Source organism: Sphingobacteriaceae bacterium GW460-11-11-14-LB5 (assembly GCA_002151545.1).
GTDB lineage: Bacteria > Bacteroidota > Bacteroidia > Sphingobacteriales > Sphingobacteriaceae > Pedobacter.
Genome location: CP021237.1, coordinates 1,121,891 through 1,147,764 on the forward strand (window position 1 = coordinate 1,121,891; position 25,874 = coordinate 1,147,764).

The following is a 25,874-nucleotide window of genomic DNA, read 5'->3' on the forward strand; positions in this document are numbered from 1 at the left end:
ATCTGAATTAAGCCCTAACTTTATTCAAGTTAATTACCTAACCAATAACGATATGAAAACCACACCAACGAGTAGCAGAATGTACGGCTTTATTGTGCTTTACGAAATGCAGACAGATTTTTTATTGAGGGCTTTGGATGGCATAGACCAAAAGGATGCCCAAAAAAGATTAGATACTAAAGCAAACCATATTGCATGGATTACAGGGAGTGTGGTACATGGGCGCTATTTTTTAGCTAAATCATTTGGAATCGATCTCCCCTCTATAACCGACGAACTTTTTGAAAACAATAAAGGCATTATTGATGATGCCACTTATCCATCGTTAGCAGATTTGATAAAAGACTGGACAGCAATTTCGCCAAAGCTGCAGGAAGCTTTAACCCAGGCTACCGATGAGAAACTGGAAGAGAAACTCAGTATCCCCGGAATGGAAATAACATTGTTTGAAATGATCAGTTTTAGCAGCTACCGCGAAGCGAACTGTATCGGACAGATTGCCTTATGGCGGAGGTTATTGGGATACCCTGGAATGAATTACATGTAAGTTATGGAAAAGATAATAAAAGAAGCTAACGAAACTTTGTCGGCATTAGAAAATACGTTATCAAAATTTGATACCGCGCAAATTAATGTGGTACCTTTTGAAGGAAGCTGGACGGCAGGCCAATTGGCCGAACATATGATTTTGTCGAATTCGGGTTTTCTGGAAGTGATAAATGGTCCGGTAACCGAAACAGATAAGCCAGCCGATTTGATGGTAGCGCAGATTAGAAATGATTTTTTGAATTTCAATGTTAAGTTCAATTCACCTGAAGAGATTTATCCTGAAGATAAAACCTATCATCAGTATGCATTATTAGAAAGTTTGAAACAGATCAGGGATGGGATTTCAACTGCTATAGCAGGACTGGATTTAACTAAAACCTGCAGCGCCTTTGAGTTGCCCGGTTATGGTTTTCTAACCCGTTTAGAGGCGGTTTATTTTGTAATTTATCATACACAACGACACGTACACCAATTAAAAAATATTTACAACGAGCTGGATAGCAATTGATTTTTAACTAAATTTATGAGAAACAACAGGCTTAATCTGCTAAATCCCTATATCGGTAAATGGAAAACAGAAGGTTTAACAAAATCGGGTGATGTCATTACCGGAACAGATACCTATGAGTGGGTTGACGGCGGTTTTTTCTTAACACACCAGGTAGATGTGATGTTCGGTGATAAAAAGATCCGCTCATTAGAAATTACACATTATGATGATATGGAAGATGTTTTTAGGTCGCAATCGTTCGATAGTGAAGGTAATATTGCCATATCAACCCTTAAAATTTACGATGATATCATTTTAATATTTGCCGATACGGAAAGATTTAAAGGAAATTTCAAAGCCAATACCATTGAAGGAACATGGGAACAGTTTGATGGTAAAAACTGGGTGCCATGGATGGACATTAAATTAACGAAACTTGCACATGAGGAGTAAGGAGCAGATGCCGAAAGCAGATCAGGTTAATGATTACATGGAAAAACTTGAGCATCCTTTTAAGCAGGAAATCGAGCGGTTACGGCATATCATCCTGAATGCAAATCCTAAACTGCAGGAAAGGATTAAATGGAATTCACCAAGCTTTTATTATATAAAAGATCTGGCTGCTTTTAACCTTCGGGCAAATGGATATGTACAGATCATTTTTATTTTTTACGATGGAAAAATGATCGAAGATTCATCGCTATTGCAGGGCAATTGGAAAGATAGGCGAGAGGCAAGGTTTTACAGCATGATTGATATTGAAGAGAAACAGGTTGCGCTGGAGCAGTTTGTAAATAACTGGATTAAACTAATCGAAACAAATAATAATTAACCATCCCGGGAAAAAACAACAAAACAATGGCTACACTTAACACCTATTTAAATTTTAACGGTAACACCGAAGAAGCATTTAACTTTTATAAATCTGTTTTCGGAGGCGATTTTCTTGTACTGCAACGCTTTAAAGATTCGCCGGGATGCGAAGGCATGGAGGTAGGCGATCAGAACAAAATTATGCATGTCGCTTTGCCGATTGGCGGCAACATACTGATGGGGACCGATATTACCGACCCAATGCCTGCATCTACTTTCGGTACCGGAATCTCACTATCAGTTGATGCGGGAAGCGAAGAAGAGGCACACACCCTTTTTAACAGCCTATCAGCAGGTGGAACAGTAACAATGGCTTTAGAAAAAATGTTCTGGGGCGCGCTTTTTGGTATGGCTACCGATAAATTTGGTATTCAATGGATGGTGAATTACGATTATAATAAATAGTCGGAAGTGAGGGAACGGGGGGGGAGTCCTGAGTCCGGAGTCATGAGTCCTGAGTCATGAGTCTGTAGTTTTGGATTGGTGGCTAATGGTTAATGGCTCATGGTTGATAAACTTTGGCTATTGACCAATGAACTAATGACCAATGAACTAATAACCAATGAACTATTGACTAATGAACTAATAACCAATGCCCAATGACTATTGAACTATAAGTAACTTTTATTATTTTTAAATATAGAAACCCAAAATTAAAACCACTATGAAAATTGCAGTTATTATTGTACGCGTGCTTTTAGCCGCCATGTATCTTTTTGCTTCTGTGAGCTATTTTCTTAATATAATGCCGAAAGCTCCGGAAATGACCGCGGCACAAACGAGTTTTATGACTGGCTTGATGGCCTCCGTGTATCTTTTTCCATTGATTAAAATAACCGAACTGGTGGGAGGTATACTATTGCTTATTGGCCGTACAGCACCTTTAGCTGCGCTGGTAATTTTCCCGGTTACCTTAAATATTTTTCTTTACCATGCATTTTTAGGTCCGAAAGATTTGCCGATGGTTGCAGTGATGCTCCTGTTTAATTTATTCTTGTTTTATGCTTACCGGGCTAAGTATTTACCAATCGTTTCGAAGTAAATTTTATAGTTTTTAACATTCTCATACTTTTTCTCTTTATTTAGTGTTTTGATATAAGGTGTAATTATTATCTTTAAAAACTAACTAGAAATAAAAAATATGAGGAAGTTACCATTTTTAATGTTGCTTTTTGTTGCGGTATCGTTTTCTGCATTTGCGCAGAACAAAGATGCTATTGTGGGCAAATGGCTTAATCCTTCAGGAGAAGGGCAAATAGAAATCTATAAAAAAGGCGATAAGTATTATGGAAAATTAGCCTGGATGAAGGAGCCGAATTTAAATGGTAAACCTAAATTAGATGCGAAAAACCCTGACGAAAAGTTACAGAAGCGCGCTTTATTGAATCTGGAAATACTGAAAGATTTTGTTTACGATGATGGTAAGTGGACGGATGGAACGATTTACGATCCGAAAAGCGGTAAAACCTACAGCTGTAACCTGTCTTTAAAAAGTAACGATGTGTTAAACGTTCGTGGTTATGTTGGTATTTCTCTTTTAGGCCGGTCAGAGACTTTTAGACGAGTAAAATAATTTATAAATGAAGAGAATTTTATGGTGCCTTTTAGTGGCACCTTTTTTTTGCGCTGCGCAATCGTATTCCATTAAACCATTGAATGAAAATACCAAAACCAGTTTACGTGGGTTAAGTGTGGTATCAGACCAGGTTACCTGGGTAAGTGGTAGTAATGGATCGGTAGGAAAAACTACTGATGGTGGTATAACCTGGAAATGGTTAAAACCAAAAGGGTACGAGAAAATCGATTTCAGGGATATCGAAGCTTTCGACGATAAGCAGGCCATTATTGTGGGTATTGCCTCTCCTGCATATGTTTTGAAAACCACAGATGGTGGCGAAACCTGGACAGAAAGCTATAAAAATGTAGATTCGGCCATATTTTTGGATGGGCTAAGTTTCTGGGATAAAAATAAAGGACTCATTTTTGGCGATCCCATAAATGATAAAATGCAGTTGCTTAAAACTGTAGATGCCGGTAAAAGCTGGCAGGATATTTCTGCAAACCTCAAAACTAACTTAAGCAAAGGCGAAGCCAGTTTTGCGGCCAGTGGTACAACCATTAAAACATTACCTGGTGGCAAAACCTGGATTGCATCAGGCGGAACCGTATCTAACATTTACTTTTCGCCCGATTATGGCCAAACCTGGCAAGTATTTAAATGCCCGATTTTACAGGGCGAGGGGAGTACCGGTCCTTTTTCAATAGATTTTTTTAATGAAAAAACAGGTGTAACAGTTGGGGGTAACTACGTAAAAGATAAAGAAAATTCGAATAATATTCTTTTAACAAGCGATGGGGGGAAAACATGGCAAAAGCCAGCTACGCCGGTTTTAGGCTTCCGATCAGGCGTAACCTATATTAATGCTAAAACTTTAATCGCTACGGGTACCTCAGGAACAGATATTTCTACAGATGGTGGTCAGAACTGGAAACACATTTCCGATAAAAGCTTTAATGCGATTCAAAAAGCGAAGAAAGGAAAACAGATTGTGCTGGCTGGAGAAAAAGGTAATATTTACCAACTGGAGATCAGCAAATAAAATTTCAGACCTGTAAGGTAAAGGTTTTATTGATAAAGTAGCTAATCTGAAAGACGATTTAACTAATAAAAAAGATTGAAGCATTTTGGACTGATAAATTTTGTTTCTTTGCTGCCCAACTAATACTTTAATTAACACACACGCCGTCAATGGATTTTTTGCACACGATTTTAGGTGATGATATACAGGCCGGATTACTCATTATTTTAAATTTAATTGTGATCGAAAGTTTGCTTTCGGTTGATAATGCTGCTGTTTTGGCTACTATGGTAATGGATTTGCCAAAATCGCAAAGAGAAAAAGCTTTAAAATATGGTATTATTGGCGCATATGTTTTTAGAGGGATCTGTTTGTTCCTGGCTGCATGGCTAGTTAAAATCTGGTGGTTGAAACCACTTGGCGGTTTATACCTGTTGTACCTGGCTTTCGATTATTGTAGAAAAAAGAACAATAAAGGCAAGGAAGAAGAAGAGGAAGTAGACAAAAGCAAAAGCTGGATTTATAAATCTACTGTTGGCTTAATGGGGAATTTTTGGGCAACTGTTGCTTTAGTAGAGGTAATGGATCTGGCTTTTTCTATCGATAATGTTTTTGCTGCTGTGGCTTTTACCGATCATATCTGGTTAATCTATATTGGTGTTTTTATCGGGATTTTGGCTATGCGTTTTGTAGCACAGGCATTTGTTAAACTGATGGAGAAATTTACCTTTTTAGAAACGATAGCATTCATCGTAATTGCTGTTTTAGGAATTAAACTTACTTCATCCTTAGTAACACATTTCTATAAAGATTCGCCTGTTGCCCGTGTTATTGAAAGTGAAAGAACCGATCTTTTTGTGTCTGTTTTTACAGTGGCAATTTTCATTATACCCGTATTAACATCCTTATTGTTTAACTATCCTAAAAAACATAAAAGCGATATCATCATTTCGGGCGATGCTGAAAAAGTATTGGATAAATTTTAATCGGATATGTTGAAGGGGGATTTATTTTGGCACTTTTTTACCACCTGAGACACCTAAGGGCAGCTAAGAAATATCATGCCGAAATAGAGCAATTGTTATTGCATATCGGACGATGACTTGCCTCGGCTTTTCCAGGAAGCAATTTTGTAGCGCAAGGTTAGTTGTTTTTTTTTTGGAAAGCAGTTACAGCACTTTTCGGTGTTGGCAGTCCCGCTTTTTATTTCAAGTCCTCGCTCGTGCCTCGCTGTGGGCTTTACATTGCAATCGGGTTTAAAGGGCCGCGTTAGTGGTACGATTAGGGTATTATTCTACCTGCCACTGTTAAATAAACCCGACAGAGCGGATAGCCCGCAACGCAGTGAGGACTATAAGCGATGGCGGGGCTACAGCACCTATGAAACACCGAACGTACGTTTCCAAAATAGAGCAATTGTTATTGCATATCGGACGATGACTTGCCTCGGCTTTTTGGAAGCAATCTTATTAAGTCTTTATGCAAGGTTAGTTTTTTTGGTGAAAGCAGTTACAGCACTTTTCGGTGTTGGCAGTCCCGCTTTTTATTCCAAGTCCTCGCTCGTGCCTCGCTGTGGGCTTTACATTGCAATCGGGTTTAAGGGGCGGCATTAGTGGTACGATTAGGGTATTATTCTACCTGCCTCTGTTAATAAACCCGACAGAGCGGAATAGCCCGCAACGCAGTGAGGACTATAAGCGATGGCGGGGCTACAGCATCTATGAAACACTGAACGTACGTTTCCAAAATAGAGCAATTGTTATTGCATATCGGACGATGACTTGCCTCGGCTTTTTGGAAGCAATCTTATTAAGTCTTTATGCAAGGTTAGTTTTTTTGGTGAAAGCAGTTACAGCACTTTTCGGTGTTGGCAGTCCCGCTTTTTATTCCAAGTCCTCGCTCGTGCCTCGCTGTGGGCTTTACATTGCAATCGGGTTTAAGGGGCGGCATTAGTGGTACGATTAGGGTATTATTCTACCTGCCTCTGTTAATAAACCCGACAGAGCGGAATAGCCCGCAACGCAGTGAGGACTATAAGCGATGGCGGGGCTACAGCATCTATGAAACACTGAACGTACGTTTCCAAAATAGAGCAATTGTTATTGCATAGCGGAAGATGACTTGCCTCCACGCTTTTTGGCGAAGCCTTTTAAATTTGGTTTAATTGCATCTTTAACAGATTTCTCCATTCCGCTGCACTCCACTCGAAATGACGGACGGACATGGCGAATTTAATTTATTACCTCGTTAACACGGCCAGTTTTTGTTTAAACAGATCAATTGTTCTGCTCCAGGCCAGTTTTGCAGCTGCTTCATTGTATCTGGTGGGTGAGGTATTGTTGTTAAAAGCATGGTTTACCCCATCGTAGATGTAAACTTTATAATCAATTTTATTCTCTTTTAAAGCCTGCTCATAAGCTGGAATTCCGGCATTGATGCGTTCATCCAAACCTCCGTAATGTAACATTAAACTGGCTTTAATCTTCGGAACATCTGCTACATTGGCCTGTGCGCCATAATAAGCAACAGCGGCCTGCAGTTTAGGGTCGTTAACCGCTAATTTATTGGCCATTCCACCGCCCCAGCAAAAGCCAACACAGCCAACTTTACCGTTTCCGTCTTTTCTTTTGCGTAAATAATCCAGGCCTTTTAAATAATTCTGTAAGTTCTTTTCAGGATCTAATTTCCCGATCAGTTCGCGCCCCTTATCTTCGTCTGCAGGGGTTCCGCCAAGCGGCGAGAGCGCATCAACACCAAGGGCTAGGAAACCTTCGGCGGCTACACGTTTAGTAACATCAATAATATGTGGATTCAGACCTCTGTTTTCATGAATAACCAGTACGCAACCCAAATTCTTTTTGCCTTTTGGTTTAGCCAGTACAGCTTTCATTTCACCATCAACACCTGTATAGGTAATGTTTTCAACTTCGATATCATCGCTGGTAAAATCTGCCGCGGCCGCATAATTATTCTCCAGCATCGGCAAAATAGTCATGGCCAGTGCAGTGCTGCCCGCCAGGATAGCCAGCTTTCTCATAAAATCTTTTCTGCTTACCTGACTGTGGGTATACTCATCATACAGGTTAATTATTTTCTGATCCATCTTATTGATTTTGAATTACCATACAAGATAAACAAGGATGTCGAGATTTAAGGTAGCATTGCCTAAAAGTTACAATACATTTCTTCCCATTTTTTAATCAGCGTTACACGGTGTTTTGTATATCGGGGGCTTAAAAAAGCATTCGACCAATCATCGTAATTATCATAAAAGAATTTCAAAAAGAAAATATGAAAGGTAATGCCCAGGTAAGGGATGGCTTTTAATTCATCATCAGTTAAGGGGCGCACCTGTTGGTAAGCATTTAAAAAGGTATTAAAATCCTTTTCTGCCTGTTCTTTTGTAATCAGGTTATTGAGCTGATGAAAGAAATAGTGGTTAAGGAACGACATTAAATCGTTAATCAGATAACCTTCGCCTGCAAAATCGAAGTCGAAGAAGGTAATTTTTCCCTGCTCATCAAAATGGAAATTTTTAGGAAAGAAATCATAGTGACAATAACCATAACTGAATTTTGAAGTATCGAATGCTTCGAACTTTTTAACTACTTTTTCTGAAATGTTGCGCAAATATTCATATTCTTCCTTCATTTCTGAAAGATGAGGTTCGAGATCTTTTAAGGGTTCAAATAAAGTGGTTTCGAAACTGAATACAGGTCGTGGGTTCCCGAGTTTTAACGAAGCAGTAGTTTGATGCAGTTTGGCCATGTCTTGCCCCAATTGGATGAGCTGTGTATCTTCCAGGTCTAAAATCACTTTTCCTTCAGCAAAAGAAAACAACACGCCGTTTCTAACACCCTCTATGGCATTAAGCTGTTGGATCTGTTTTCCTTCCACATCTGTAACTGGCCAGGAAACCGAATTTCCATTTGCTTTTAAAATGTTGAGCAATTCTACTTCAGCTTCGATTTCGTTGCGTTTCCGGTGTGCATCGCGGTAAATTTTGAAGATATATTTCTGTTGCGGATTTTCCAGAATATAAGTATCACTTACATTTCGGATGAGTAACCGGCATGTTGTAGACGGATTTAACTGATATGCTGTAATTAAATAATCCTTTAAAGCCGCGGCTGATAAAGTGGAATATTGGGCTGGGAAAATGTTCATTATTGTTGTAAAACAGCTTTTATAGCATTTTTTAATCCGGGAATGGTAATTTGAGAACTACCGGCAATGGCATACCTTATAACATGGTTTTTATCGGTGACAATATACGATGGATAACTTTTTATTTGATAGGCATCGGCAATGGCGCGCCCCGAACTAATTAATTCTGCATATAACAAAGGTTTTTCTTTTAGTTTAGCTGCAGCAATTTTCTGCTCATCAGTGGTAATTGCCAGCACTAATAAATCCTTTGTGTTATCTACTTGCTTCATAAAGGTACCAATATCTGCAAAGTCTTCTGTACATGGAGGGCAGTTTGCGTACCAGAATACCAAAACAATGGCTTTATTTTCGAGCCTTTCTTTTTCATAAAATGCAGTTAAGGGAGAAACATCCAGTGTTTTGCCCTCAGCGATAGCAGAATTATTGATTTTCATGAATTCTTTTATCATTTCATACCTTTTGAATTGTTCTTCCTGAGAGATTTTCTTTAAAAAGGCTTTAGTGGTTGGCAGAGATGGATTTCCGTCATAGTTAATCGAATATTCTCCCGTATTCATCACCTTGCTATATTGATAATAGCGGAGTGCTTTCCCCGTTTCATCGTATACAACTCTGTTGGTATCGAGTTTGCTATGTGCTATTGAGGTAGATACTTTAATTACTTTTTTTTGAACGGATTTTGACGTGTCCTGGGCAAAAATCAAGGCACAGGAACAAATTGATAGTAAGAGCGTAAATAGATATTTCATAAGATTTGACTTTTGTAGGCAATTTAACAATTAGTTTTAAGATTAGCCATTAATTAAGACTACCTTACCGCCCTTAGGCGAGCTGTTTTAAGATTAATTTAATCTGTTGGAGAAAATATTTGATTGCCTTATTGATAGTTTTATCGAGGATAAAGTAGGGATAGCCGAGAACTTTTTAAGTGTTTCACTGGCGGCACACCTTAAAGATAACCTGATCGGGTTATTCGAAAACAAAAAACTTTTAAATGCTGGTGTGGGTAACGATGTGGTAGTGAATCAGGATAAGTTAATCAGGAGCGATGTGATTTACTGGCTGGATCGAAAACACGAAAACCAGTACGAAAATGATTTCTTCGACCTGATGGACGAATTTGTTGCCTACTTAAACCGAACCTGTTATACGGGAATTACCGGCTATGAGTTTCATTACACACTTTACGAATCGGGTACATTTTATAAAAAACATATCGATCAGTTTCAGCACAACGGAAGCCGGCAATATTCGATGATTATGTATTTAAATGCCGGTTGGAAAATGGAAGATGGGGGAGAATTGCGCATTTATCATGTTGATGAGGAACAGGATATACCACCCAATAACGGCAAAAGTGTTTTCTTTAAAAGTTCTGATTTGGCACACGAAGTGTTGCTTACCCATAAACAACGAATGAGTATTACAGGCTGGTTAAAGATTGGATAAATCTCTGTTGGATAGGTATTGAATGCTGATAAAAGCGATCATGTTGCGGTGGTAGATTAAAAAGGAATTGCAAATACAAGGGATTCTTATTCAAAGGTGCGTCCTGCTGAACTTGTTTCAGCATCTATTTCTGAAAATCATTAGTGATAAGACCCTGAAACAAGTTCAGGGTGACGACCCTCTCCATAGATTTCAGGTTTCATTACACTCCCCTCGAAATGACGAAACGATCGGAGATGATGGGCCATTTAGCTATCTGACAATAAAAAAGCGCCATTTCCTCGGTTCAGGATTGGCGCTTCGACTATTTAAACGACTAGGTTTAATAAGATTATCATCAATTTGCACGAAAACCCTTTGGGGTACAATGCATCTGACGTTTAAAAAATATGTTGAAATTTGCCGGATATTCGAAACCCAGGCAATAAGCGATCTGTGCGATATTCCATTCGGTATGTTTCAGTAGGGCCACCGCTTCGGTTGCTATTCTTCTAGAAATATGCTCAGATGTGGTTTTGCCGGTTACTTCTTTTACGGCATGGTTTAAATGATTTACATGCACCAACAAGCGGAAGGCAAAATCGTGCGCCGTTTTTAACTCTAAAATATGCTCGGTAGAACCAATAGGGAACTGCCTTTCCAATAATTCGATAAACAATGCAGTTAAGCGTGCCGATGCATTATTCTGTTTAAAAACAACATCCTGAGGTTTAACCTTTAGTGCTTCGTGAACGATCAACTGCACATAATTTCTCAGCAGATCATATTTATGGATGTAATCCCCATCCATCTCTTTCATCATCTTGATGAAGATATCCCTTAAGGTTACTTCCTGCTCTTCGCTAATGTGGATTACCGGATTATCGTTAATTCGCCACAATAAAGAATCGCGAAGGGTTTCGTTCCGGTTATGGATAAAATTTTCGGTAAATAAACAGAAGAAACCAGCAGGTTTTGGCGAAGTACTTTCCCAGGAATATGGAATGTTTGGGTTGGTAAACAGTAATGCCCGTCCTTTAATTTCAATCTGTGCATCAGGATAATGCAAAATGCCATTGCCAATGATCAAGGAAATTTTATAAAAATCTCTGCGGCTAAAAACAGATGGTACATTGCTGCACACGGTAGTTCTGTTAAAAACATTAAAGTGCCCGATATCATTAATCATCCCCAGGCTAGGCGTAGGGATTTCTGGCCGCGTGATTTTTAATTTATTATAAAAATCCTCTAATGTTTCCTTTTTTTGAAGGGTAGAAAGCTCTTGATTTTTTGATAACATATTTTAAGTGCTTAATACAAGTAAAGTTAGGGTTTAATCGTCATTCCTTCGTGCATTTCTTCGGTTGGTTCTGCCACTAATTTGTCACCTTCTGTTAAATCGCCAAAAATTTCGACCTGGTCATCGGTTTCCCTACCTTTTTTTACCCCTACTTTAACCGCTTTGTTGTCGGCTACTTTTAACACGAATAATCCTTCGCTGGTATCCAGTAAAGCTTTTTTAGATATGATAAAAGTGCTGGCATTGGCCGGAAGCGGGATGTTCACTTCCGCAACCATACCCGGTAACAAAATCTTGTCAACATTCGGCACATCCATTTCAATGCGTTCGGAGCGTAAGCGAAGATCTAAAGCACCCGATAAACGTTTCACTTTTGCTTTAAAAGTTTGGCTTGGTAATGATTTAACCGTGAAACTAATTTCATCGCCAGCTTTCAAATAACCGGTATAAACCTCAGGAATGGAAACCGCCAAACGCAAATTTTTCTGATCCTGTAAAGTAAACAAAGGCAAATCAGATCCTTTACCAGTTGGACCTACATAAGCGCCTAAATTCACATTTCTGGCCGAGATAATTCCGCTAAATGGCGCCCTGATGGTTAAATAATCCTGAACGGAACCCACTTCTTTGTAAGCCGCTTTCGCCGCTTCGAGCTGTGCCAGGTCTGCGTTTTTTTTGGCCATTGCCTGATCCAGATCATTGGTAGAAATGGTTCCAGGAGTTTTACTGGTCTCGTACAAACGGTTATAATTGGCTTTGCTGGCCGTATAAATGGCTTCCTGTGCTTTTATCCTCGATTGTGTGGCCGCCAGCTGCGAAGTCATTTCTGGTGCTTCCAAAGTCATTAACAACTGGCCTTTGCTTACTTCAGAGCCGATGTCGACTTTTAAGGTTTTTACGAAGCTGCTTACTTTGGCGTAGAGATCTACTTGTTGCAAAGCAATTAATTCGCCCGGTAAACTTAGTTTGGTAGATAGCTTTTCTTTTTTGAGGTCGAAGGTAGCTATCGCTGCTTCTTTTTCTTTCCTGGGCGTTACTTTCGATTCAGAGTGCCCACAGCCATATATGGCCGTTAGCACTAAAAACCCTGTACTTAATAATCCTGTTGAAAATATCTTCGTATTCATTTGTGATGATGATTTATTCGTTTTCTTGTAAACCTTTAATGTAATGGATGCTTTCTTCGTCTTCCGGATCAAGCGATATCGAATCGGTAGTCTGTTTTCCCTGCACCCATGCAAATACCAGTGGCAATATAATGAGTACGGCAAATGTTGAGGCCAATAAACCACCAATAACGGCTCTACCCAGTGGTGAAACGGCCCCACCACCCTCGCCATGACCAATGGCCATGGGTAACATACCCGCAATCATCGCGATACTGGTCATGATGATTGGGCGTAAACGTAATGCAGCGGCTTCACGTGCCGATTCGAGCGCATTGCCGTTGTGTTTTCTTAATTGCTCTGCATTGGTGATGAGCAATACCGCATTGGCGATAGACACCCCAACCGACATGATAATGCCCATATACGATTGCAGGTTTAAGGTTGATCCGGTAATCGTTAATAACAACAGCGAGCCTAAAATAACCGCGGGTACAGTGGCTAAAATAACCAATGGTACTTTAAAAGACTGGAAATTGGCTGCCAGCATTAAGAAAATGACCACAATGGCTACAAATAAACCTGATTGTAAACTATCTAAAGTATCAGTCAGCACTTTGCTTAAGCCTATAGCGGTAACATTTAATCCACGTGGCAGTTCGCCAACGTCCTTAATGGCTTTTTCTACATCTTTTGATGCTGAGCCCAGATCGGTATGGTAAAGATTGGCCGTTACCGACAGGAAAGGCATAGCACCAATGTTATCATTTTCACCTGCAGTGGTATCAGGCGTGATTTTTGCCACATCGCTCAAAACCGGTCGTGCCGAATTTTTTAATAAAGGAATTTCTCCGATATCATCTTTACTCGTCATTTGATTAAGTGGTACCTGAACCTGAACACTGTAAGGCAAAGCGGCTTTTTCATCCAGCCAGATATTTTTATCTGTATAACGGGATGACGAAGTTGAGGCAATTAATGATCTCGAAATATCAGCCATATCTACCCCGATCTGTGCCGCACGTGTTCTGTCGATATCGATATTTAACGATGGATATTTAATGGGCTGCGCGAGCTGAACATCCCTCATGTATGGGATTTCCTTCAATTCCGCCAGGATTTTATTGGCATACTTTTCATTCAGTTTTTTGTTTTTCCCTGCAATACGCACTTCAACAGGTGTAGGAGAGCCCTGGCTCAATACCTTATCGGTTAGCTCAATCGGCTCGAAGGAAAGTTTAACATCAGGCAGTACTTTTTTGATTTTTTCCCTGAACTGATCCTTAAAATCGTCCATATCTTCTTCAAAGTCTTTTAAACTTACCTGGAAAACGGCCTCATGCGGACCCGCCATAAACTGATAGATTGGATTTACTGAAAACTGGGCAGGGTGCTGACCAACATACACGGATGATATACCCATATGCTCTTCGCCAACCATTTTTTTCAATTCAGCTAAAACCACATTCGCTTTTTCTTCGGTACGTTCTAAACGTGTTCCATCGGGTGCACGTAAGCGCAACTGAAACTGACTCGAATTTACTCTTGGCAAAACATCGCGACCTATATTAACCAATAGTAACGCTGCCAAACCGATAATAACCACCAAATAAACCAAAACAACAGATTTTCGGTAAGGTAATATCCGGTCGAGGAAACGCATAAAACGGTTCCTGAACTTATCGAAGAAACCAATTTTGCCATTGCCACTAAAATCTTCACGCTCGACTAAAACCCTTTTCTGGTTCAAAGTATCTTTTTCCGACTCCAATGTAATTCCGGTTGCAGCAAAATCAGCCTCATCCTGTGTAATACCCGGGTGATGTTCACTGCCTTTTTTCGGGTGTGCCACCATCAGCCAGTTGGCCATAATGGGTACAAAAGTTTGCGATAAGAGAAATGAAACCACCATCGAAAAACCGATTGCCAATGCCAGCGGTAAGAATAGTGCTCCTGGTATCCCTGTCATGGTAAAGGCAGGTGCAAATACAGCGAGGATACAGAACAGGATCAATAGTTTCGGGAAAGCGATTTCCTTACAGGCATCCCAAATGGCCAGTGCCTTCGGTTTGCCCATATCAAAATGCTGGTGGATGTTTTCTATAGTTACGGTCGATTCATCTACCAGAATACCAATGGCTAAAGCCAATCCGCTCAGGGTCATAATATTGATCGTTTGTCCGAATAATTTCAGGAACAAAACACCAGCAATAATAGAGGTAGGAATGGTGAGGATAACGATCAATGCTGCACGTTTATCACCCAGGAAAAGTAAAACCATTAGTCCGGTTAATATGGCACCAATTGCCCCCTCACTAATCAGACTCTTTACCGCGTTGATTACATAAACAGATTGGTCGAACTCGTAAGAAAGTTTAACATCTTCGGGTAGGGTATTTTGGATGTTCGGTAGGTTTTTCTTTAAGTTTTTAACTACATCCCAGGTAGAGGCATCTCCAGATTTAGCGATACTTAAATACACGGAGCGTTTACCATTAATTAGGGCATAACCCGCTACTAAATCGGCACCATCTTTTATAGTAGCCACATCGCGGAGTTGTAAGTTTTGCACGCTGCCTTTAAATAAGGGAATATTTTCAAAATCTTTAACCTTTTTAATGGTATAATTGGTGGGGGTGATGTAGTTTTTATCGCCAATCCGCACATTTCCTGAAGGCGCAGTCTGGTTATTCAGTCTGATGGCCTCAACCACCTGGTCTACCGTTAGGTTATGCGAACGCAAAAGTGAAGGATTCACATTAATTTCGATTGTTCTTGGGCTACCACCAAAAGGGGCGGGAGAAAGCAAACCCGGTATAGCGGAAAAACTAGGACGTACATAGGTGTTGGCCAGATCCTGCAATTCGTTGTTGGTGCGGATAGGGCTGCTTAATACCAATTGCCCAACCGGAAGCGACGAAGCATCAAAACGGATCACGAAGGGCGGTTGCGAACCTGGCGGGAAAATGGCTTGCGCCCTGGTAGAAAGCGCACTTAGCTCTGCCGCGGCCTGCGCCATGTTGGTGCCTTCGTAATAAGTTAGTTTCATTAACATTAAACCCTGCGTATTTTTGGTTTCGATACTTTTAATACCGTTTGCAAAAAGCAGGATGTTAACATATTGTTTACCAAAATAAGCCTCCATTTGATCAGGGGTATATCCGCCAAAAGGGTGGGCAATATAAATTACCGGAAGGTTCATCTGCGGAAGGATATCAACCTTGATCTGATTGATGGCCCCAATACCGAAAAAGAACAATCCAGCCACTAAAACTAAGATGGATATGGGTTTGCGGAGTGCGAAACGTATTAAATTCATTGATATAGCCAGATTAAAATTCGTTGATAAATATGTCGTAATTGCCAAGCGCTGCCGATTTTAGCAGCAAGGCCTGCCAAACATTGGTAAAGGCAATATCCCGATCGGTTTCGGCTCGGTTCAAGGTAAAAAGCGCTTGTGTAAGATCAACCAATGTGGTGAGCCCGTTTTTGTAAAGCGTATTTTTTTGCAAATAGGCATCTGATGCAGCTTTTACCTGAATGGGCGCTTCTCTATAGTTAGCCAAAGCATTGCTTAATTTAGTCTCGGCAAGGGCCAATTGAGCTTTCAACTGTTGATCGACAAGGTTATATTCTTCCTTTAATCCCTGACTAATGTATTCCTGTGCACGTACCTGCGGGCGGTTTTTGAGTAAGGTTGACAGGTTCCAGGTCATTCCTATGCCAATCAAATAGTTTCCGCGGGTAGGATTTATACCATCTGCATAACTGGTAGAATAAGCCGTTTGGTCTAAGGCATAACCCGGACTGAAACCCGAACCGCGGCCTTGCATTACACCGAATAAAGTAAACGTAGGATAGTATAGTTTTTTGAAGTAATTAACCTGTTGCTGGCTAACCTCTACACGGTTTTGGTAAAACTTTAAAAGTGGATGTGAACTTTTGATCACTGTATCTTCGAGCAGATTGCCGGGGATGCGCGTAATCGATGCAGTATCCAGCTCGTAGGATATTGCAGTTAATCCCATTAAAACGCCCAGTCGGTTGGCCTGTTCCTGTTCCAGGTCTTTCGCTTTTGTTAAAGCAATTTTAGCGTTAGAAACTTCGGCTTTTGCGAAAGAAGAATCTACCCCAGCAATTAATCCATTTTTAGCCCTGATTACGGCAGTGTTTTTAAAGGTGATGGCACGATCGAGATTTTTCTGTTGCGATTTGCTTAACCTTTGTGCAGCCAGTAAATTTAAATATGCGGCAGAAACACGGATTTCCTGCTGGAATTTTTCCTGCTCCAGGTCATTCTTGTCTCTTTGGTAAGCGGCATCGGCAATTTTAATACGTTCTCTGATTTTTCCGAAAGTGAAGAAATCCCAGTTTACGTTGGCCAGATAGAGCCCGCCAAATGCGGCATTCCAGTTTTGTTTGTCTAGAGATGGACCAGAAGAAGCTGTTCCTAAACCACCCAAACCATACTGTGGCCCGTTTTGGCCGTTAATGGTTCCGTAATCTTGCTGGGCACTTAGGCTAAAGTTTGGGAGATACTCTCTTTTGGCCTGTTGGATAGATGTTTTTGATGCATTTGCATAATTATCCTTGGCTTTAATCGTACCATAATTGTTTAATGCGGTATTAACTGCCTGCTTTAAGCTGAGTGTTTGTGCATTTACACCGATGGATAGACTGATAAATAATAATAGCGAAAAATAAAATAAAGATGTACGAGACATAGTGTATAATTTACACGGCAAATGTAAATTATGATCACAATATCAAAGTATTCGGTTCAAATCAAAAATTATGCGAATCAAATAATAATCGAATTGTTACTTAAGGCTTAGCATGGGGCCGATTTAATCGAAAACTGAGTTTAGAAAATCAAATCAGTATTGCGGGAAGGCTTTTTCAGCCGACGAAGCAATCTTACAACTATCGCTAGCAGCGAGCGCTTTAAGATTGCTTCGTACCTCGCAATGACGACTTTTTTATTGGAACTATCTGTGATAACCTGTTTATAGACTTGTTATCTCGCAAGATGTTATTAAAAATGTGTTTATGATTCTTCAGTGTAACTTTTAAAATTATCCAGAATGGCCTGCCATCCGCCGCGTTGCATTTCGATAGGGTTGGTTGATTCGGCATCGAAAGTTTCGGTTACCCTGGTTTTTTCGCCTAGTGCATCAAAAATAATGCTTACTGTTCTGCCATCTTCCATGGTGTATTCAATTTTATTATGTTGATCAACGGTGGTATAGGTTCCTCCGAAATCAAAACTCATGCTGCCATCTTTTGCAGCCATGGTGCTTTTAAATTTGCCACCAACTTTTAAATCGTTTTCTGAGTAGGGCGTATGCCAATCGGGCGAAGCAAATGCCCATTTAGTAATGTGATCCGGATTATTCCAAAATTCCCAGACTTTTTCTACCGGCGCATTTACTGTAGTTTCAACAGTGATTGATGTTTTATTTTCCATGTTTTAAAGTGTTTAATTTTTTAATAAAGTTAGGGGAACTTTAACAACTCAGAAAGTGTAAATGCGACAAAATAGGGGGTGGAAATGCCACAATCGGTAGGTTTAAATTAACCACAGCCTGTTTAGGTTCTCGGAAGGTAAAAACGATGACTCAGCCATAAAATGGTCAGATCTGTGTTTATCCGTGTAAAGCTGTGGCTAAAAAACTAGATGATATGATGTAGATATGCTTTTTGTTAGTGCAATTCGGTATAAACAAAGGTGATAGTATCTCTGGATACCAGTCCGCTCATATTCCCGCCAGTGTAAACTACTTTATAACTCGATCCTTCTTTCAGGTCATAAGCTTTTAACAGATCGGCGTTAGCAACCAGGCTATCACCAGGTTTTACAGTAGAATAGCTGGAAGCGGGTGGAGGCATCATCCTTTTGGCCATTGCACCTTTGTATTGCGCTTCTTCTCCTTTTTCATTTGTTATGCTTAAATAACTACTCATTAAGGGTTCAAATGGTGTATGCCAGATGCAAAAACTTTTAGTGGTATCAGAATTATTGTATACCACAAACCTTAACATTAATGGATCGCCCAGGGCTACATTACCATTTACCTTAATGGAGGCTTCGAGCGAATCAGTTCTGCTGGTCATGCCTGTTTGTGTTATGCTATCGCTTTTGCTATTAGCTGTATTTCTGGTGGCTTCGCTACAGGCCGAAAATAATAATAATACTGCCGGGATAATTAATTTGATGTTTTTCATGAGTTATTTTCTTTATAAGCAATCGTCAATCAATATTGTTTGAATGAATTAAACTAAATCGATTAAGTATAGCAAATATAGAATACTTATTTACAGATTAGAAACCTGTTTCGAATGATCACAAAGATTTAACACAAACTAATATTTAGACACAAATTTTGATTTTTCCGCTCTCTGCCGCGGTGGCATGGTACTTTGTCGCGCCAAAGTACCCAAAGCGCTTTGTCAATCCAACAATGGGCCTTTTACACAATCCCACACACATCAAAAAACAGTGGCACTTCGTTTTGTGTTCAATGTTCCTAAAAACTTTAAATTAGCATTTATGAACACAAAACCACTGCGTTTAAGGTTTGTTAATGCAATGTTTACTATTGAGCACCTGTTTTTTGATTTTTCAGGCCCTTGGGATTGACGGCGTTCTTCGGTAGAACCTGCGTTTTATTAAAGTTAGTTAGCAAAACGCTCAAAACATCTATCCAAACAATAGGTTACAAACGACCACGATATTGGTCTAATTTTAATTTGCCAAAAAGTAAGCAATGCGACAAGCATAACCTGTTGATTTTGAGTTGTGGTGATCGCTGATGCGTACACTTAATTTATGAGTGCCGTTAGTCAATTGATCGCCGAGTAACAAGTACCAGGGTAAATGTAAGCTAGAACTCCATTGTGTATACAGATCGACCATTTTTTCTGCTCCATCATCTATACGGTAATGAAGCGCTCCGGCATCCGGACCCGATAAAATCGCAATTCCCACAGCATTGCCTTTAAAAATCAAATCGAAGGTACTGTTCCTGGTATCACTTTCAAGCACCGGGATATGAACAAAACCAGGCCTGCCTTCCAATCCGTCGTTTGGTTTCCAGTCTTTATTGATGCTAAAAGTATTTAAGTTTTCGGCAGCATTAATACTGATGTACTGTCCTTTGGTATAAGCAAATTTATCAATGATTTTAGGAAGACTCGCAGAAGCTTTTTTGCCGGCATTTTTCTGATTTTCTTCCAGATAAGTTTTGATCGTATTAAAATAAAGTTGCTGTCCGAAAGGTGCAGGGTGCAGGTCTTTAAAATCACCTTTCCAGGTAAATTCGCCATTGGCAATGCGCTTCTCAATTTCTAAAGCGAGGTTAATAAATGGCAAATGGTAATATTCGGCTAAATCGCTGTGCACCTTTACTTCAGTTGGGATTTTACCTTTATCAAAATCATCATTTTTATCTTCATCGGCAAAAGCCATCATGACGATATCGGTTTTCGGATTTTTACTTAAGGTGTGTCTGATGATGCCCTCTAAAGCCCTTCGCTGTGTTTGTTCTGCTGTTTTGTTGACATGGTCATTAACCGCAGACTCTATAAATAAGAGGTCTGTTTTTCCACTATCAAGTACATCGCGCTGAAGGCGGAAGGCGTGCGGTAAACTGCCCAATGATGGAATACCAGCGTTAATGAACCTAAATTTTGTTTGCGGATACGTTTTGGCTAAATAGTTACATACCAATCCACGCCAGCCTTCCATATTGGTAATCGATCCGCCTAAAAAGGCAACGGTTACGGGTTCGCTTTTCCCAAATTTTTCAGCAATGGTATGGCTATAGCCATTAAAAGTGATGAAGGATGAAGATTGTAACTTGTTTTGGGCAAAAGTTTTAGAAATTAATGCCGTTAGCAGTAGCGTTAAGTAAAGAAAAGCGGTTGGTTTCATGTTGATTAGAATAAACCAAAAGTAATAAAATTTACAATTGATCGGAAGATCATATGTGATTTCCATTCGATTGTCACCCTAAGCGGAGGCGAAAGATATTTCCCGCTGATCACAGGGATTAACGCAGATAAAATTATAAATCAGCGCTTTCTGCGAAATTTGCGGGAGATGATATGCGCCCTTTCATGCTGAACATGGCAAAATTAAATATTGGGGGTACAGTTTGGTGCGATTAAAATATCAATGCCTGGAAGTTTATCCATTCGGCTGTCACCTGAGCGGAGTCGAAAGATATTTCCCGCTGATCACACGGATGAATGCAGATAAAATTATAAATCAGCGCTTTCTGCGAAATTAGCGGGAGATGATATGCGCCCTTTCATGCTGAACATGGCAAAATTAAATATTGGGGGTACAGTTTGGTGCGATTAAAATATCAATGCCTGGCAATTTATCCATTCGATTGTCACCCTAAGCGGAGTCGAAAGATATTTCCCGCTGATCACACGGATGAACGCAGATAAAATTATAAATCAGCGCTTTCTGCGAAATTAGCGGGAGATGATATGCGCCCTTTCATGCTGAACATGACAAATTAAATATTGGGATTACAGTTTGGTGCGATTAAAATATCAATGCCTGGCAATTTATCCATTCGATTGTCACCCTAAGCGGAGTCGAAAGATATTTCCCGCTAATCACACGGATGAACGCAGATAAAATTATAAATCAGCGCTTTCTGCGAAATTTGCGGGAGATGATATGCGCCCTTTCATGGTGAACATGACAAAATTAAATATTGGGGGTACAGTTTGGTGCGATAAAAATATCAATGCCTGGCAATTTATCCATTCGGCTGTCACCCTAAGCGGAGTCGAAAGATATTTCCCGCTGATCACACGGATGAACGCAGATTAAAATTATAAATCAGCGCTTTCTGCGAAATTTGCGGCAAATGATATGTGCCCTTTCATGCTGAACATGACCAGGTTGAAAATGAGGTGCGCAATTTGGTGCGACTATTAAGGTTTGTTCCCGCTTTCCGTTTTATCCCGATGATTATCGGGATGCCCACTCCAATCGGGTCTAGGTGGCCAATTATTGAATGCCTGTTTTCAAATAAATAAAAGGAATGTTATTTACCAGTAGCCACGGTTTTCTTCCTCCTAAATCTTTTCACTTGCCCCATGTGTTCAGTCGGGATGTTATCACCCAGCAATTTCCCCCAGGGTTTAAGGCCATCAATCCGGTCAAAGATGATTTTCAGCACCGCAATAAAAGGAATGGAAAGGAACATACCGGGTATGCCCCAAAGCGCAGCGCCCATCAATACAATTACGATAGAGATCAGCGCATTAATTTGCACCTTACTCGAAACAATGCGTGGTACTAATATATTGTTATCGATAAACTGGATCAGCGCATAAGCACCTATAATTAAAAGTTGAGTAGTAAAACCATCCATGGTTAAAGTAGCCATTAATACGGGTAAGGCAATGGCAATAATCCCTCCGATGTAGGGTAGCAGGTTTAATATTGCCCCGATAACGCCAATCAGAATGGCATTTTGTACACCAAGAATAAGCAGGGCGGCCGAGTTCATGACCGCAACAATTGAAGTCTCGATCAGTAAACCGATAATATAACTTTGAATCGCCGCTTTCGTTTCGCCTAAAATCTCGGCAACTTTTTGTTTGTTTTCTTCTGAAAAAACTTCGTAAATAAAGTTTAAGATCAGTGTTTTGTATAACAGGATTAAAAAAGTATATACAGGTATTAGAAAAACCACACTTAATACACCCATTAAGCCACTTAAGGTCTGGCCGATTAATGCCTTGCTGCCATTTGCGGCATCGTTAACCATTTGCATTTGTTTTTGTGAAGAAATGCCAAAGGTAGTTTGTAGCCAGGCTCTGATTTCTTCTAACAATTGTGATAACTTGTGTTTAATGCTGTCCAGGTCATCAAAAAAGTGCGCGACCTGCGAGGATAGAAAATAAAGGATGGCAACGACCACCACAATACCGATAATCATAGCGAGCATAATGCTTACTATTTTGGGCATTTTCCTTTCGAAACGATTGGTAAGCGGATTAAGTAATATCGCAATTAAAGCTGCGAAAGCAAGTGGCACAAGAATATCTCTCAGCACACTCATCATAAATACTGTAATTACGATTCCTAAAAGAATTACAGGAGCTTTGATGTAAAATGGGTAGGTTTTAAGCATTTTTAGATGGGTTCACCGTTCAACAACCATAAGGTAACAAAATTGTTTTAAAGTTTTTTAGCTGTTTAAGGAATAGATGCCCCAAACCCAATTATTTTTTGATTTTCATGAGTAGAAAAGGCAAACAATAGCTGGTTTTTTATAAATTTAGCACCGTATCGTATTAATAGTTAAAATTACCCATGAGAAATAGCTTTTTAATAGCCATCTGTTTGTTTTTGTTTAGCCATATCTTAAATGCTGCTGAAGTAGACACTGCTTTGACCTATAGCCAATCAATGAAAAAAAATATTAAGGCGGTGGTTATTAAGCCCGATAGTTATAAAACCGGAAAAACTTTCCCAGTGGTTTACCTGCTCCACGGTGCTGGTGGCAGCTATGCCGAATGGGCCAAAAAAGTACCGGGCATTAAAAACCTGGCCGATCAATATCAGTTTATTATTGTTTGCCCGGATGGTAATGTAACCAGCTGGTATTTCGATAGTCCGGTAGATGCTGAATGGAAATATGAGACTTACGTGGCTAAAGAGCTGGTAAGCTATATCGATGAACATTATAAAACCATTGCCGAAAAAAGGGGCAGGGCCATTACGGGTTTAAGTATGGGCGGACATGGTGCATTATACCTGGCGATTAAACATCAGGATGTTTATGGTGCGGTGGGCAGCATGAGTGGGGGCGTAGACATTAAACCTTTTCCAAATGGGTGGAATATTTCGAAAAGGTTAGGTACGCAGGATGAATTTCCGGAACGGTGGAAACAGAACAGTGTGATTGACATGATTTATCGCATTAAACCTGGTGCACTTGCCATTGCCATCGATTGTGGTACCGAAGATTTTTTCTATAAAATGAATGTACGTTTGCATGACGAGCTTTTGTATAACAATATTCCGCACGATTTTACCACCCGACCTGGTGTACACAACTGGGACTATTGGGCCAATGCCATTAAGTTTCAGAGCGTTTTTATGAGTAATTATTTTAACGCAAAACCTTAAATATCTTTTAGGCTGCTAGCTGTGCGCTTACTTTATTAATCAGGTTGCTGATGTCGAATGGTTTGGCAATGAAATCGTTAGGGTGACAAATACTGCCTTTCATATCGCTTAAGTTATGACTGGCAGAAATCATAATCACCGGAATATGTAAGGTTAACTGGTCTGCTTTGAGCAGATTACAAAGATCACGCCCATCCAGGGCACCTAACATCACATCCAGCAAAATTAAATCAGGTTTAAAATCGGTAATCCGCTGGTTAAAATGACTTGCATCCATTAATCCACTTACCTGATAACCTTCCAGATTTAAAATTAATTCTATAAGCTCCAGTATTTCCTGATTATCGTCAACCACTAATATTCTTTTCATTTTTCTCGTTCTCCATCAGGTTATTGTGACTGATTAACCTATTGTAAATAAATTACTTGTGTTTGCTTAACAATGGCCAGGCTAAAAGGTTTCAATCTGTTTTTATGGAAAGCACAACGATTGGTTTTGAATAGGAGAACCTTAGTTACACTCCAATGGTTTTATGTAGCTATTGTAATGCATGCTGCATAAAAGTTAATACATCATTTTAAGTAAAAAATTAACTTTTAGATTACATACAAAATAAAGACTTACCATATTTTTGACCGTTCTCGAAATCTTATTTATAAAACAGGAAACGAAGATTTAAAACCAAAAATGAAATACTTAGTCAAAGAAATCAGTGAAGGAAACTGCGATATTACTTTATTGCCAGAAAACCTGAATGACAGAAATCTTTTAGCCGAAACAACGAAAAACCTTCAGCACGATTATCAAGAAACTATCCAATCGCATTATGAACATGCATTGAAAAATGAAGTTCATGATAATGCTGCGTTTGTTTCCTTAAATAATGAGGAAAGCAATTATCCGAAAAGAGTAAATGTAAATTACCAGATTATCCTAAGTTAGACGGATCATTTCCGGGCAAAGGCTTTCTTTATCATAAAGAAAGCCTTTTTTTGTTTTAGGATTCTTTTACGCATAGCTCAAGCGATGTAGATCAAATCAGGCCATTGTTGAGGGAATGAATGTTAACAAATCTTAAAACATTAAGAGGTTAAGAACATTAAGGGGTTGCGCTGTAGATAGGATTACTGGTGAAAATCGGCTTACAACGAGGATGGAGCTTAAATTCGATCGTTAGTTAAAGAATTACCATCATAATGAACTAACTACCATTGAACGAATGAATCAATTAACCAATTATCCATACTAATTAGCTAATGACCATTGAACGAATGAACTAATGACTAGTGAACTAATGACCAGTGAACTAATGACTAGTGAACCAATGAACTAATGACCAATGAACTACTCTTCAGCAAATAAGCGGTTAAAATGATTTTCGAGATGATTTCTCATCGCGTTGCGGAAAAGTTCAGGCGATCCGTTTTCTAAAATGTCGACTAAACCCTTATGTGATACAAACTTATGCAGTTGCCCTTGCTTTTTTAGTAAGCCGCTATTGTGTACAAAATCGAATATTGGTAATAACATGCTCTGAAATTTTCTCAGGGTTTCGTTTCCGGTGATATCATAAAGCTTTCCGTGGAAAGCAATCTCGTGCTCGATATTAAATAAATGATCTTGCGAAGCCTCGGGCTCATTATCCACAATGGTTCTCAGTTCTTTCAGGTCTTCGGCGGTAATGCGCTGAAAAAGAAAATCAGCCATTCCAATTTCGAGCACCAGCCTGATTTCGAATATTTGTTTTAGCGTTCCCTGATCCAAAATATGTGGATTCATACTTTTGGAAAGGATGCCAAATAAATCCGGACTGGTGATCACCGCGCCTTTTTTCTTTTTCGATTCAATTAATCCCATCATTCGTAATCTCAACATGGCCTCGCGAACTACTGTTCTGCTTACACCCAGCGCGGCACAAAGTTCGAGCTCTGTAGGGATGCTATCTCCAACTTTAAGTTTGCGTTCCTGCAATAGTTGAACAAGCTTATCTTCTACACGATCTACCAACGAACTGGTATCCACTTGTTTAAAATTACTGATGCTCTCCATTATTATGTATAATTTATTTTCTTTTAAAATCGGTCTTTAAATAGCTTTCTGGGCAAATATAAAGTTAAGCAACTAAATATTCGCTCAAAGTTTATCGAAACTATTTGCAAATATCTAAAATAAGTCGGTACTTAGTATTATTATGTATAACATAATACAAAATAA

General features: G+C 39.6%; 26 protein-coding genes. 13 read left to right on the forward strand and 13 right to left on the reverse strand.

All coding sequences use genetic code 11. The features are described 5' to 3' along the window. The first annotated feature begins 52 nt into the window (after positions 1 to 52). The 9 genes from CA265_04695 (at position 53) to CA265_04735 (ending at position 5,477) form a co-directional block, all read left to right on the forward strand. A complete protein-coding gene (locus CA265_04695; protein ARS39011.1) occupies positions 53 to 547 on the forward strand; it encodes a hypothetical protein in 495 nt (164 codons plus the stop codon). 3 nt (positions 548 to 550) lie between these two features. Further along, positions 551 to 1,057, forward strand: coding sequence for a hypothetical protein (locus CA265_04700; GenBank protein ARS39012.1), 507 nt, complete (start codon positions 551 to 553; stop codon positions 1,055 to 1,057). Between the two features lie 15 nt (positions 1,058 to 1,072). After that, positions 1,073 to 1,492 carry a hypothetical protein gene (locus CA265_04705; GenBank protein ID ARS39013.1) on the forward strand — a complete coding sequence of 140 codons (420 nt, stop codon included), beginning with the start codon at positions 1,073 to 1,075 and terminating at the stop codon, positions 1,490 to 1,492. Positions 1,493 to 1,499: 7 nt separating this feature from the next. Further along, the gene (locus tag CA265_04710; protein ID ARS42889.1) at positions 1,500 to 1,871 is read left to right on the forward strand and encodes a hypothetical protein; all 372 of its coding nucleotides are present in this window, start codon (positions 1,500 to 1,502) and stop codon (positions 1,869 to 1,871) included. Between the two features lie 26 nt (positions 1,872 to 1,897). Then, on the forward strand, positions 1,898 to 2,317 hold the full coding sequence (locus CA265_04715; protein ARS39014.1) for a VOC family protein: 420 nt from the start codon (positions 1,898 to 1,900) through the stop codon (positions 2,315 to 2,317). A 259-nt stretch (positions 2,318 to 2,576) separates the two neighbouring features. Further along, positions 2,577 to 2,954 (forward strand): DoxX family protein, encoded by a 378-nt coding sequence (locus CA265_04720; GenBank protein ID ARS39015.1) that lies wholly within the window; start codon positions 2,577 to 2,579, stop codon positions 2,952 to 2,954. A gap of 99 nt (positions 2,955 to 3,053) precedes the next feature. Then, positions 3,054 to 3,485, forward strand: a complete 432-nt coding sequence (locus CA265_04725; GenBank protein ID ARS39016.1) for an SIGNAL peptide protein — start codon at positions 3,054 to 3,056, stop codon at positions 3,483 to 3,485. A 7-nt stretch (positions 3,486 to 3,492) separates the two neighbouring features. Continuing rightward, on the forward strand, positions 3,493 to 4,512 hold the full coding sequence (locus CA265_04730; protein ID ARS39017.1) for an oxidoreductase: 1,020 nt from the start codon (positions 3,493 to 3,495) through the stop codon (positions 4,510 to 4,512). A gap of 149 nt (positions 4,513 to 4,661) precedes the next feature. After that, a complete protein-coding gene (locus CA265_04735) occupies positions 4,662 to 5,477 on the forward strand; it encodes a hypothetical protein (GenBank protein ID ARS39018.1) in 816 nt (271 codons plus the stop codon). Positions 5,478 to 6,730: 1,253 nt separating this feature from the next. On the opposite strand, the gene CA265_04740 is transcribed toward CA265_04735, so the two are convergent. The 3 genes from CA265_04740 to CA265_04750 all read right to left on the reverse strand — a co-directional run bounded on the left by CA265_04740 (position 6,731) and on the right by CA265_04750 (position 9,410). After that, positions 6,731 to 7,594, reverse strand: coding sequence for a carboxymethylenebutenolidase (locus CA265_04740; protein ARS39019.1), 864 nt, complete (start codon positions 7,592 to 7,594; stop codon positions 6,731 to 6,733). Between the two features lie 62 nt (positions 7,595 to 7,656). Further along, a complete protein-coding gene (locus CA265_04745) occupies positions 7,657 to 8,658 on the reverse strand; it encodes a hypothetical protein (GenBank protein ARS39020.1) in 1,002 nt (333 codons plus the stop codon). Further along, a complete protein-coding gene (locus tag CA265_04750) occupies positions 8,658 to 9,410 on the reverse strand; it encodes a hypothetical protein (GenBank protein ID ARS39021.1) in 753 nt (250 codons plus the stop codon). Before CA265_04750 ends, CA265_04745 begins: the two co-directional genes overlap by 1 nt. A gap of 106 nt (positions 9,411 to 9,516) precedes the next feature. On the opposite strand from CA265_04750, the gene CA265_04755 reads away from it, so the two are divergent. Further along, the gene (locus CA265_04755; GenBank protein ARS39022.1) at positions 9,517 to 10,110 is read left to right on the forward strand and encodes a proline hydroxylase; all 594 of its coding nucleotides are present in this window, start codon (positions 9,517 to 9,519) and stop codon (positions 10,108 to 10,110) included. 337 nt (positions 10,111 to 10,447) lie between these two features. On the opposite strand, the gene CA265_04760 is transcribed toward CA265_04755, so the two are convergent. The 6 genes from CA265_04760 to CA265_04785 form a co-directional block, all read right to left on the reverse strand. After that, on the reverse strand, positions 10,448 to 11,389 hold the full coding sequence (locus tag CA265_04760; protein ARS39023.1) for an AraC family transcriptional regulator: 942 nt from the start codon (positions 11,387 to 11,389) through the stop codon (positions 10,448 to 10,450). A gap of 26 nt (positions 11,390 to 11,415) precedes the next feature. Continuing rightward, complete coding sequence (locus CA265_04765) at positions 11,416 to 12,516, reverse strand: efflux transporter periplasmic adaptor subunit (GenBank protein ID ARS39024.1); 1,101 nt, start codon at positions 12,514 to 12,516, stop codon at positions 11,416 to 11,418. Between the two features lie 13 nt (positions 12,517 to 12,529). Continuing rightward, a complete protein-coding gene (locus CA265_04770) occupies positions 12,530 to 15,814 on the reverse strand; it encodes an acriflavin resistance protein (GenBank protein ID ARS39025.1) in 3,285 nt (1,094 codons plus the stop codon). A gap of 13 nt (positions 15,815 to 15,827) precedes the next feature. Continuing rightward, entirely contained in the window at positions 15,828 to 17,219 is a 1,392-nt protein-coding gene (locus CA265_04775) for a transporter (GenBank protein ARS39026.1), read from the reverse strand. Between the two features lie 323 nt (positions 17,220 to 17,542). Then, the gene (locus CA265_04780) at positions 17,543 to 17,962 is read right to left on the reverse strand and encodes a polyketide cyclase (GenBank protein ARS39027.1); all 420 of its coding nucleotides are present in this window, start codon (positions 17,960 to 17,962) and stop codon (positions 17,543 to 17,545) included. A gap of 236 nt (positions 17,963 to 18,198) precedes the next feature. After that, entirely contained in the window at positions 18,199 to 18,720 is a 522-nt protein-coding gene (locus CA265_04785; protein ID ARS39028.1) for a hypothetical protein, read from the reverse strand. A gap of 187 nt (positions 18,721 to 18,907) precedes the next feature. Here CA265_04785 and CA265_04790 point away from each other — a divergent pair, with 187 nt between their 5' ends. Then, positions 18,908 to 19,135, forward strand: a complete 228-nt coding sequence (locus CA265_04790) for a hypothetical protein (protein ID ARS39029.1) — start codon at positions 18,908 to 18,910, stop codon at positions 19,133 to 19,135. A gap of 105 nt (positions 19,136 to 19,240) precedes the next feature. On the opposite strand, the gene CA265_04795 is transcribed toward CA265_04790, so the two are convergent. Next, complete coding sequence (locus tag CA265_04795; protein ARS39030.1) at positions 19,241 to 20,494, reverse strand: hypothetical protein; 1,254 nt, start codon at positions 20,492 to 20,494, stop codon at positions 19,241 to 19,243. A gap of 1,069 nt (positions 20,495 to 21,563) precedes the next feature. Then, entirely contained in the window at positions 21,564 to 22,658 is a 1,095-nt protein-coding gene (locus CA265_04800) for an AI-2E family transporter (protein ARS39031.1), read from the reverse strand. A 182-nt stretch (positions 22,659 to 22,840) separates the two neighbouring features. On the opposite strand from CA265_04800, the gene CA265_04805 reads away from it, so the two are divergent. Beyond that, positions 22,841 to 23,659, forward strand: coding sequence for a XynC protein (locus tag CA265_04805; protein ARS39032.1), 819 nt, complete (start codon positions 22,841 to 22,843; stop codon positions 23,657 to 23,659). A gap of 7 nt (positions 23,660 to 23,666) precedes the next feature. Here the strand turns inward: CA265_04805 and CA265_04810 are convergent, their stop codons facing one another. Beyond that, on the reverse strand, positions 23,667 to 24,029 hold the full coding sequence (locus tag CA265_04810) for a response regulator (GenBank protein ARS39033.1): 363 nt from the start codon (positions 24,027 to 24,029) through the stop codon (positions 23,667 to 23,669). 318 nt (positions 24,030 to 24,347) lie between these two features. On the opposite strand from CA265_04810, the gene CA265_04815 reads away from it, so the two are divergent. Beyond that, positions 24,348 to 24,602: a hypothetical protein gene (locus CA265_04815; protein ARS39034.1), complete on the forward strand. Its 255-nt coding sequence runs from the start codon at positions 24,348 to 24,350 to the stop codon at positions 24,600 to 24,602. A gap of 402 nt (positions 24,603 to 25,004) precedes the next feature. Here the strand turns inward: CA265_04815 and CA265_04820 are convergent, their stop codons facing one another. Beyond that, complete coding sequence (locus CA265_04820) at positions 25,005 to 25,709, reverse strand: GntR family transcriptional regulator (GenBank protein ARS39035.1); 705 nt, start codon at positions 25,707 to 25,709, stop codon at positions 25,005 to 25,007. Positions 25,710 to 25,874 lie beyond the last annotated feature (165 nt).

What these genes read in the sequence shown, in the direction of transcription:
- CA265_04695 (ARS39011.1), top strand. Translation starts at nt 53, where the DNA reads ATGAAAACCACACCAACGAGTAGCAGAATGTACGGCTTTATTGTGCTT.
- CA265_04700 (ARS39012.1), top strand. Translation starts at nt 551, where the DNA reads ATGGAAAAGATAATAAAAGAAGCTAACGAAACTTTGTCGGCATTAGAA.
- CA265_04705 (ARS39013.1), top strand. Translation starts at nt 1,073, where the DNA reads ATGAGAAACAACAGGCTTAATCTGCTAAATCCCTATATCGGTAAATGG.
- CA265_04710 (ARS42889.1), top strand. Translation starts at nt 1,500, where the DNA reads ATGCCGAAAGCAGATCAGGTTAATGATTACATGGAAAAACTTGAGCAT.
- CA265_04715 (ARS39014.1), top strand. Translation starts at nt 1,898, where the DNA reads ATGGCTACACTTAACACCTATTTAAATTTTAACGGTAACACCGAAGAA.
- CA265_04720 (ARS39015.1), top strand. Translation starts at nt 2,577, where the DNA reads ATGAAAATTGCAGTTATTATTGTACGCGTGCTTTTAGCCGCCATGTAT.
- CA265_04725 (ARS39016.1), top strand. Translation starts at nt 3,054, where the DNA reads ATGAGGAAGTTACCATTTTTAATGTTGCTTTTTGTTGCGGTATCGTTT.
- CA265_04730 (ARS39017.1), top strand. Translation starts at nt 3,493, where the DNA reads ATGAAGAGAATTTTATGGTGCCTTTTAGTGGCACCTTTTTTTTGCGCT.
- CA265_04735 (ARS39018.1), top strand. Translation starts at nt 4,662, where the DNA reads ATGGATTTTTTGCACACGATTTTAGGTGATGATATACAGGCCGGATTA.
- CA265_04740 (ARS39019.1), bottom strand. Translation starts at nt 7,594, where the DNA reads ATGGATCAGAAAATAATTAACCTGTATGATGAGTATACCCACAGTCAG.
- CA265_04745 (ARS39020.1), bottom strand. Translation starts at nt 8,658, where the DNA reads ATGAACATTTTCCCAGCCCAATATTCCACTTTATCAGCCGCGGCTTTA.
- CA265_04750 (ARS39021.1), bottom strand. Translation starts at nt 9,410, where the DNA reads ATGAAATATCTATTTACGCTCTTACTATCAATTTGTTCCTGTGCCTTG.
- CA265_04760 (ARS39023.1), bottom strand. Translation starts at nt 11,389, where the DNA reads ATGTTATCAAAAAATCAAGAGCTTTCTACCCTTCAAAAAAAGGAAACA.
- CA265_04765 (ARS39024.1), bottom strand. Translation starts at nt 12,516, where the DNA reads ATGAATACGAAGATATTTTCAACAGGATTATTAAGTACAGGGTTTTTA.
- CA265_04770 (ARS39025.1), bottom strand. Translation starts at nt 15,814, where the DNA reads ATGAATTTAATACGTTTCGCACTCCGCAAACCCATATCCATCTTAGTT.
- CA265_04775 (ARS39026.1), bottom strand. Translation starts at nt 17,219, where the DNA reads ATGTCTCGTACATCTTTATTTTATTTTTCGCTATTATTATTTATCAGT.
- CA265_04780 (ARS39027.1), bottom strand. Translation starts at nt 17,962, where the DNA reads ATGGAAAATAAAACATCAATCACTGTTGAAACTACAGTAAATGCGCCG.
- CA265_04785 (ARS39028.1), bottom strand. Translation starts at nt 18,720, where the DNA reads ATGAAAAACATCAAATTAATTATCCCGGCAGTATTATTATTATTTTCG.
- CA265_04790 (ARS39029.1), top strand. Translation starts at nt 18,908, where the DNA reads ATGGTACTTTGTCGCGCCAAAGTACCCAAAGCGCTTTGTCAATCCAAC.
- CA265_04795 (ARS39030.1), bottom strand. Translation starts at nt 20,494, where the DNA reads ATGGAAATCACATATGATCTTCCGATCAATTGTAAATTTTATTACTTT.
- CA265_04800 (ARS39031.1), bottom strand. Translation starts at nt 22,658, where the DNA reads ATGCTTAAAACCTACCCATTTTACATCAAAGCTCCTGTAATTCTTTTA.
- CA265_04805 (ARS39032.1), top strand. Translation starts at nt 22,841, where the DNA reads ATGAGAAATAGCTTTTTAATAGCCATCTGTTTGTTTTTGTTTAGCCAT.
- CA265_04810 (ARS39033.1), bottom strand. Translation starts at nt 24,029, where the DNA reads ATGAAAAGAATATTAGTGGTTGACGATAATCAGGAAATACTGGAGCTT.
- CA265_04815 (ARS39034.1), top strand. Translation starts at nt 24,348, where the DNA reads ATGAAATACTTAGTCAAAGAAATCAGTGAAGGAAACTGCGATATTACT.
- CA265_04820 (ARS39035.1), bottom strand. Translation starts at nt 25,709, where the DNA reads ATGGAGAGCATCAGTAATTTTAAACAAGTGGATACCAGTTCGTTGGTA.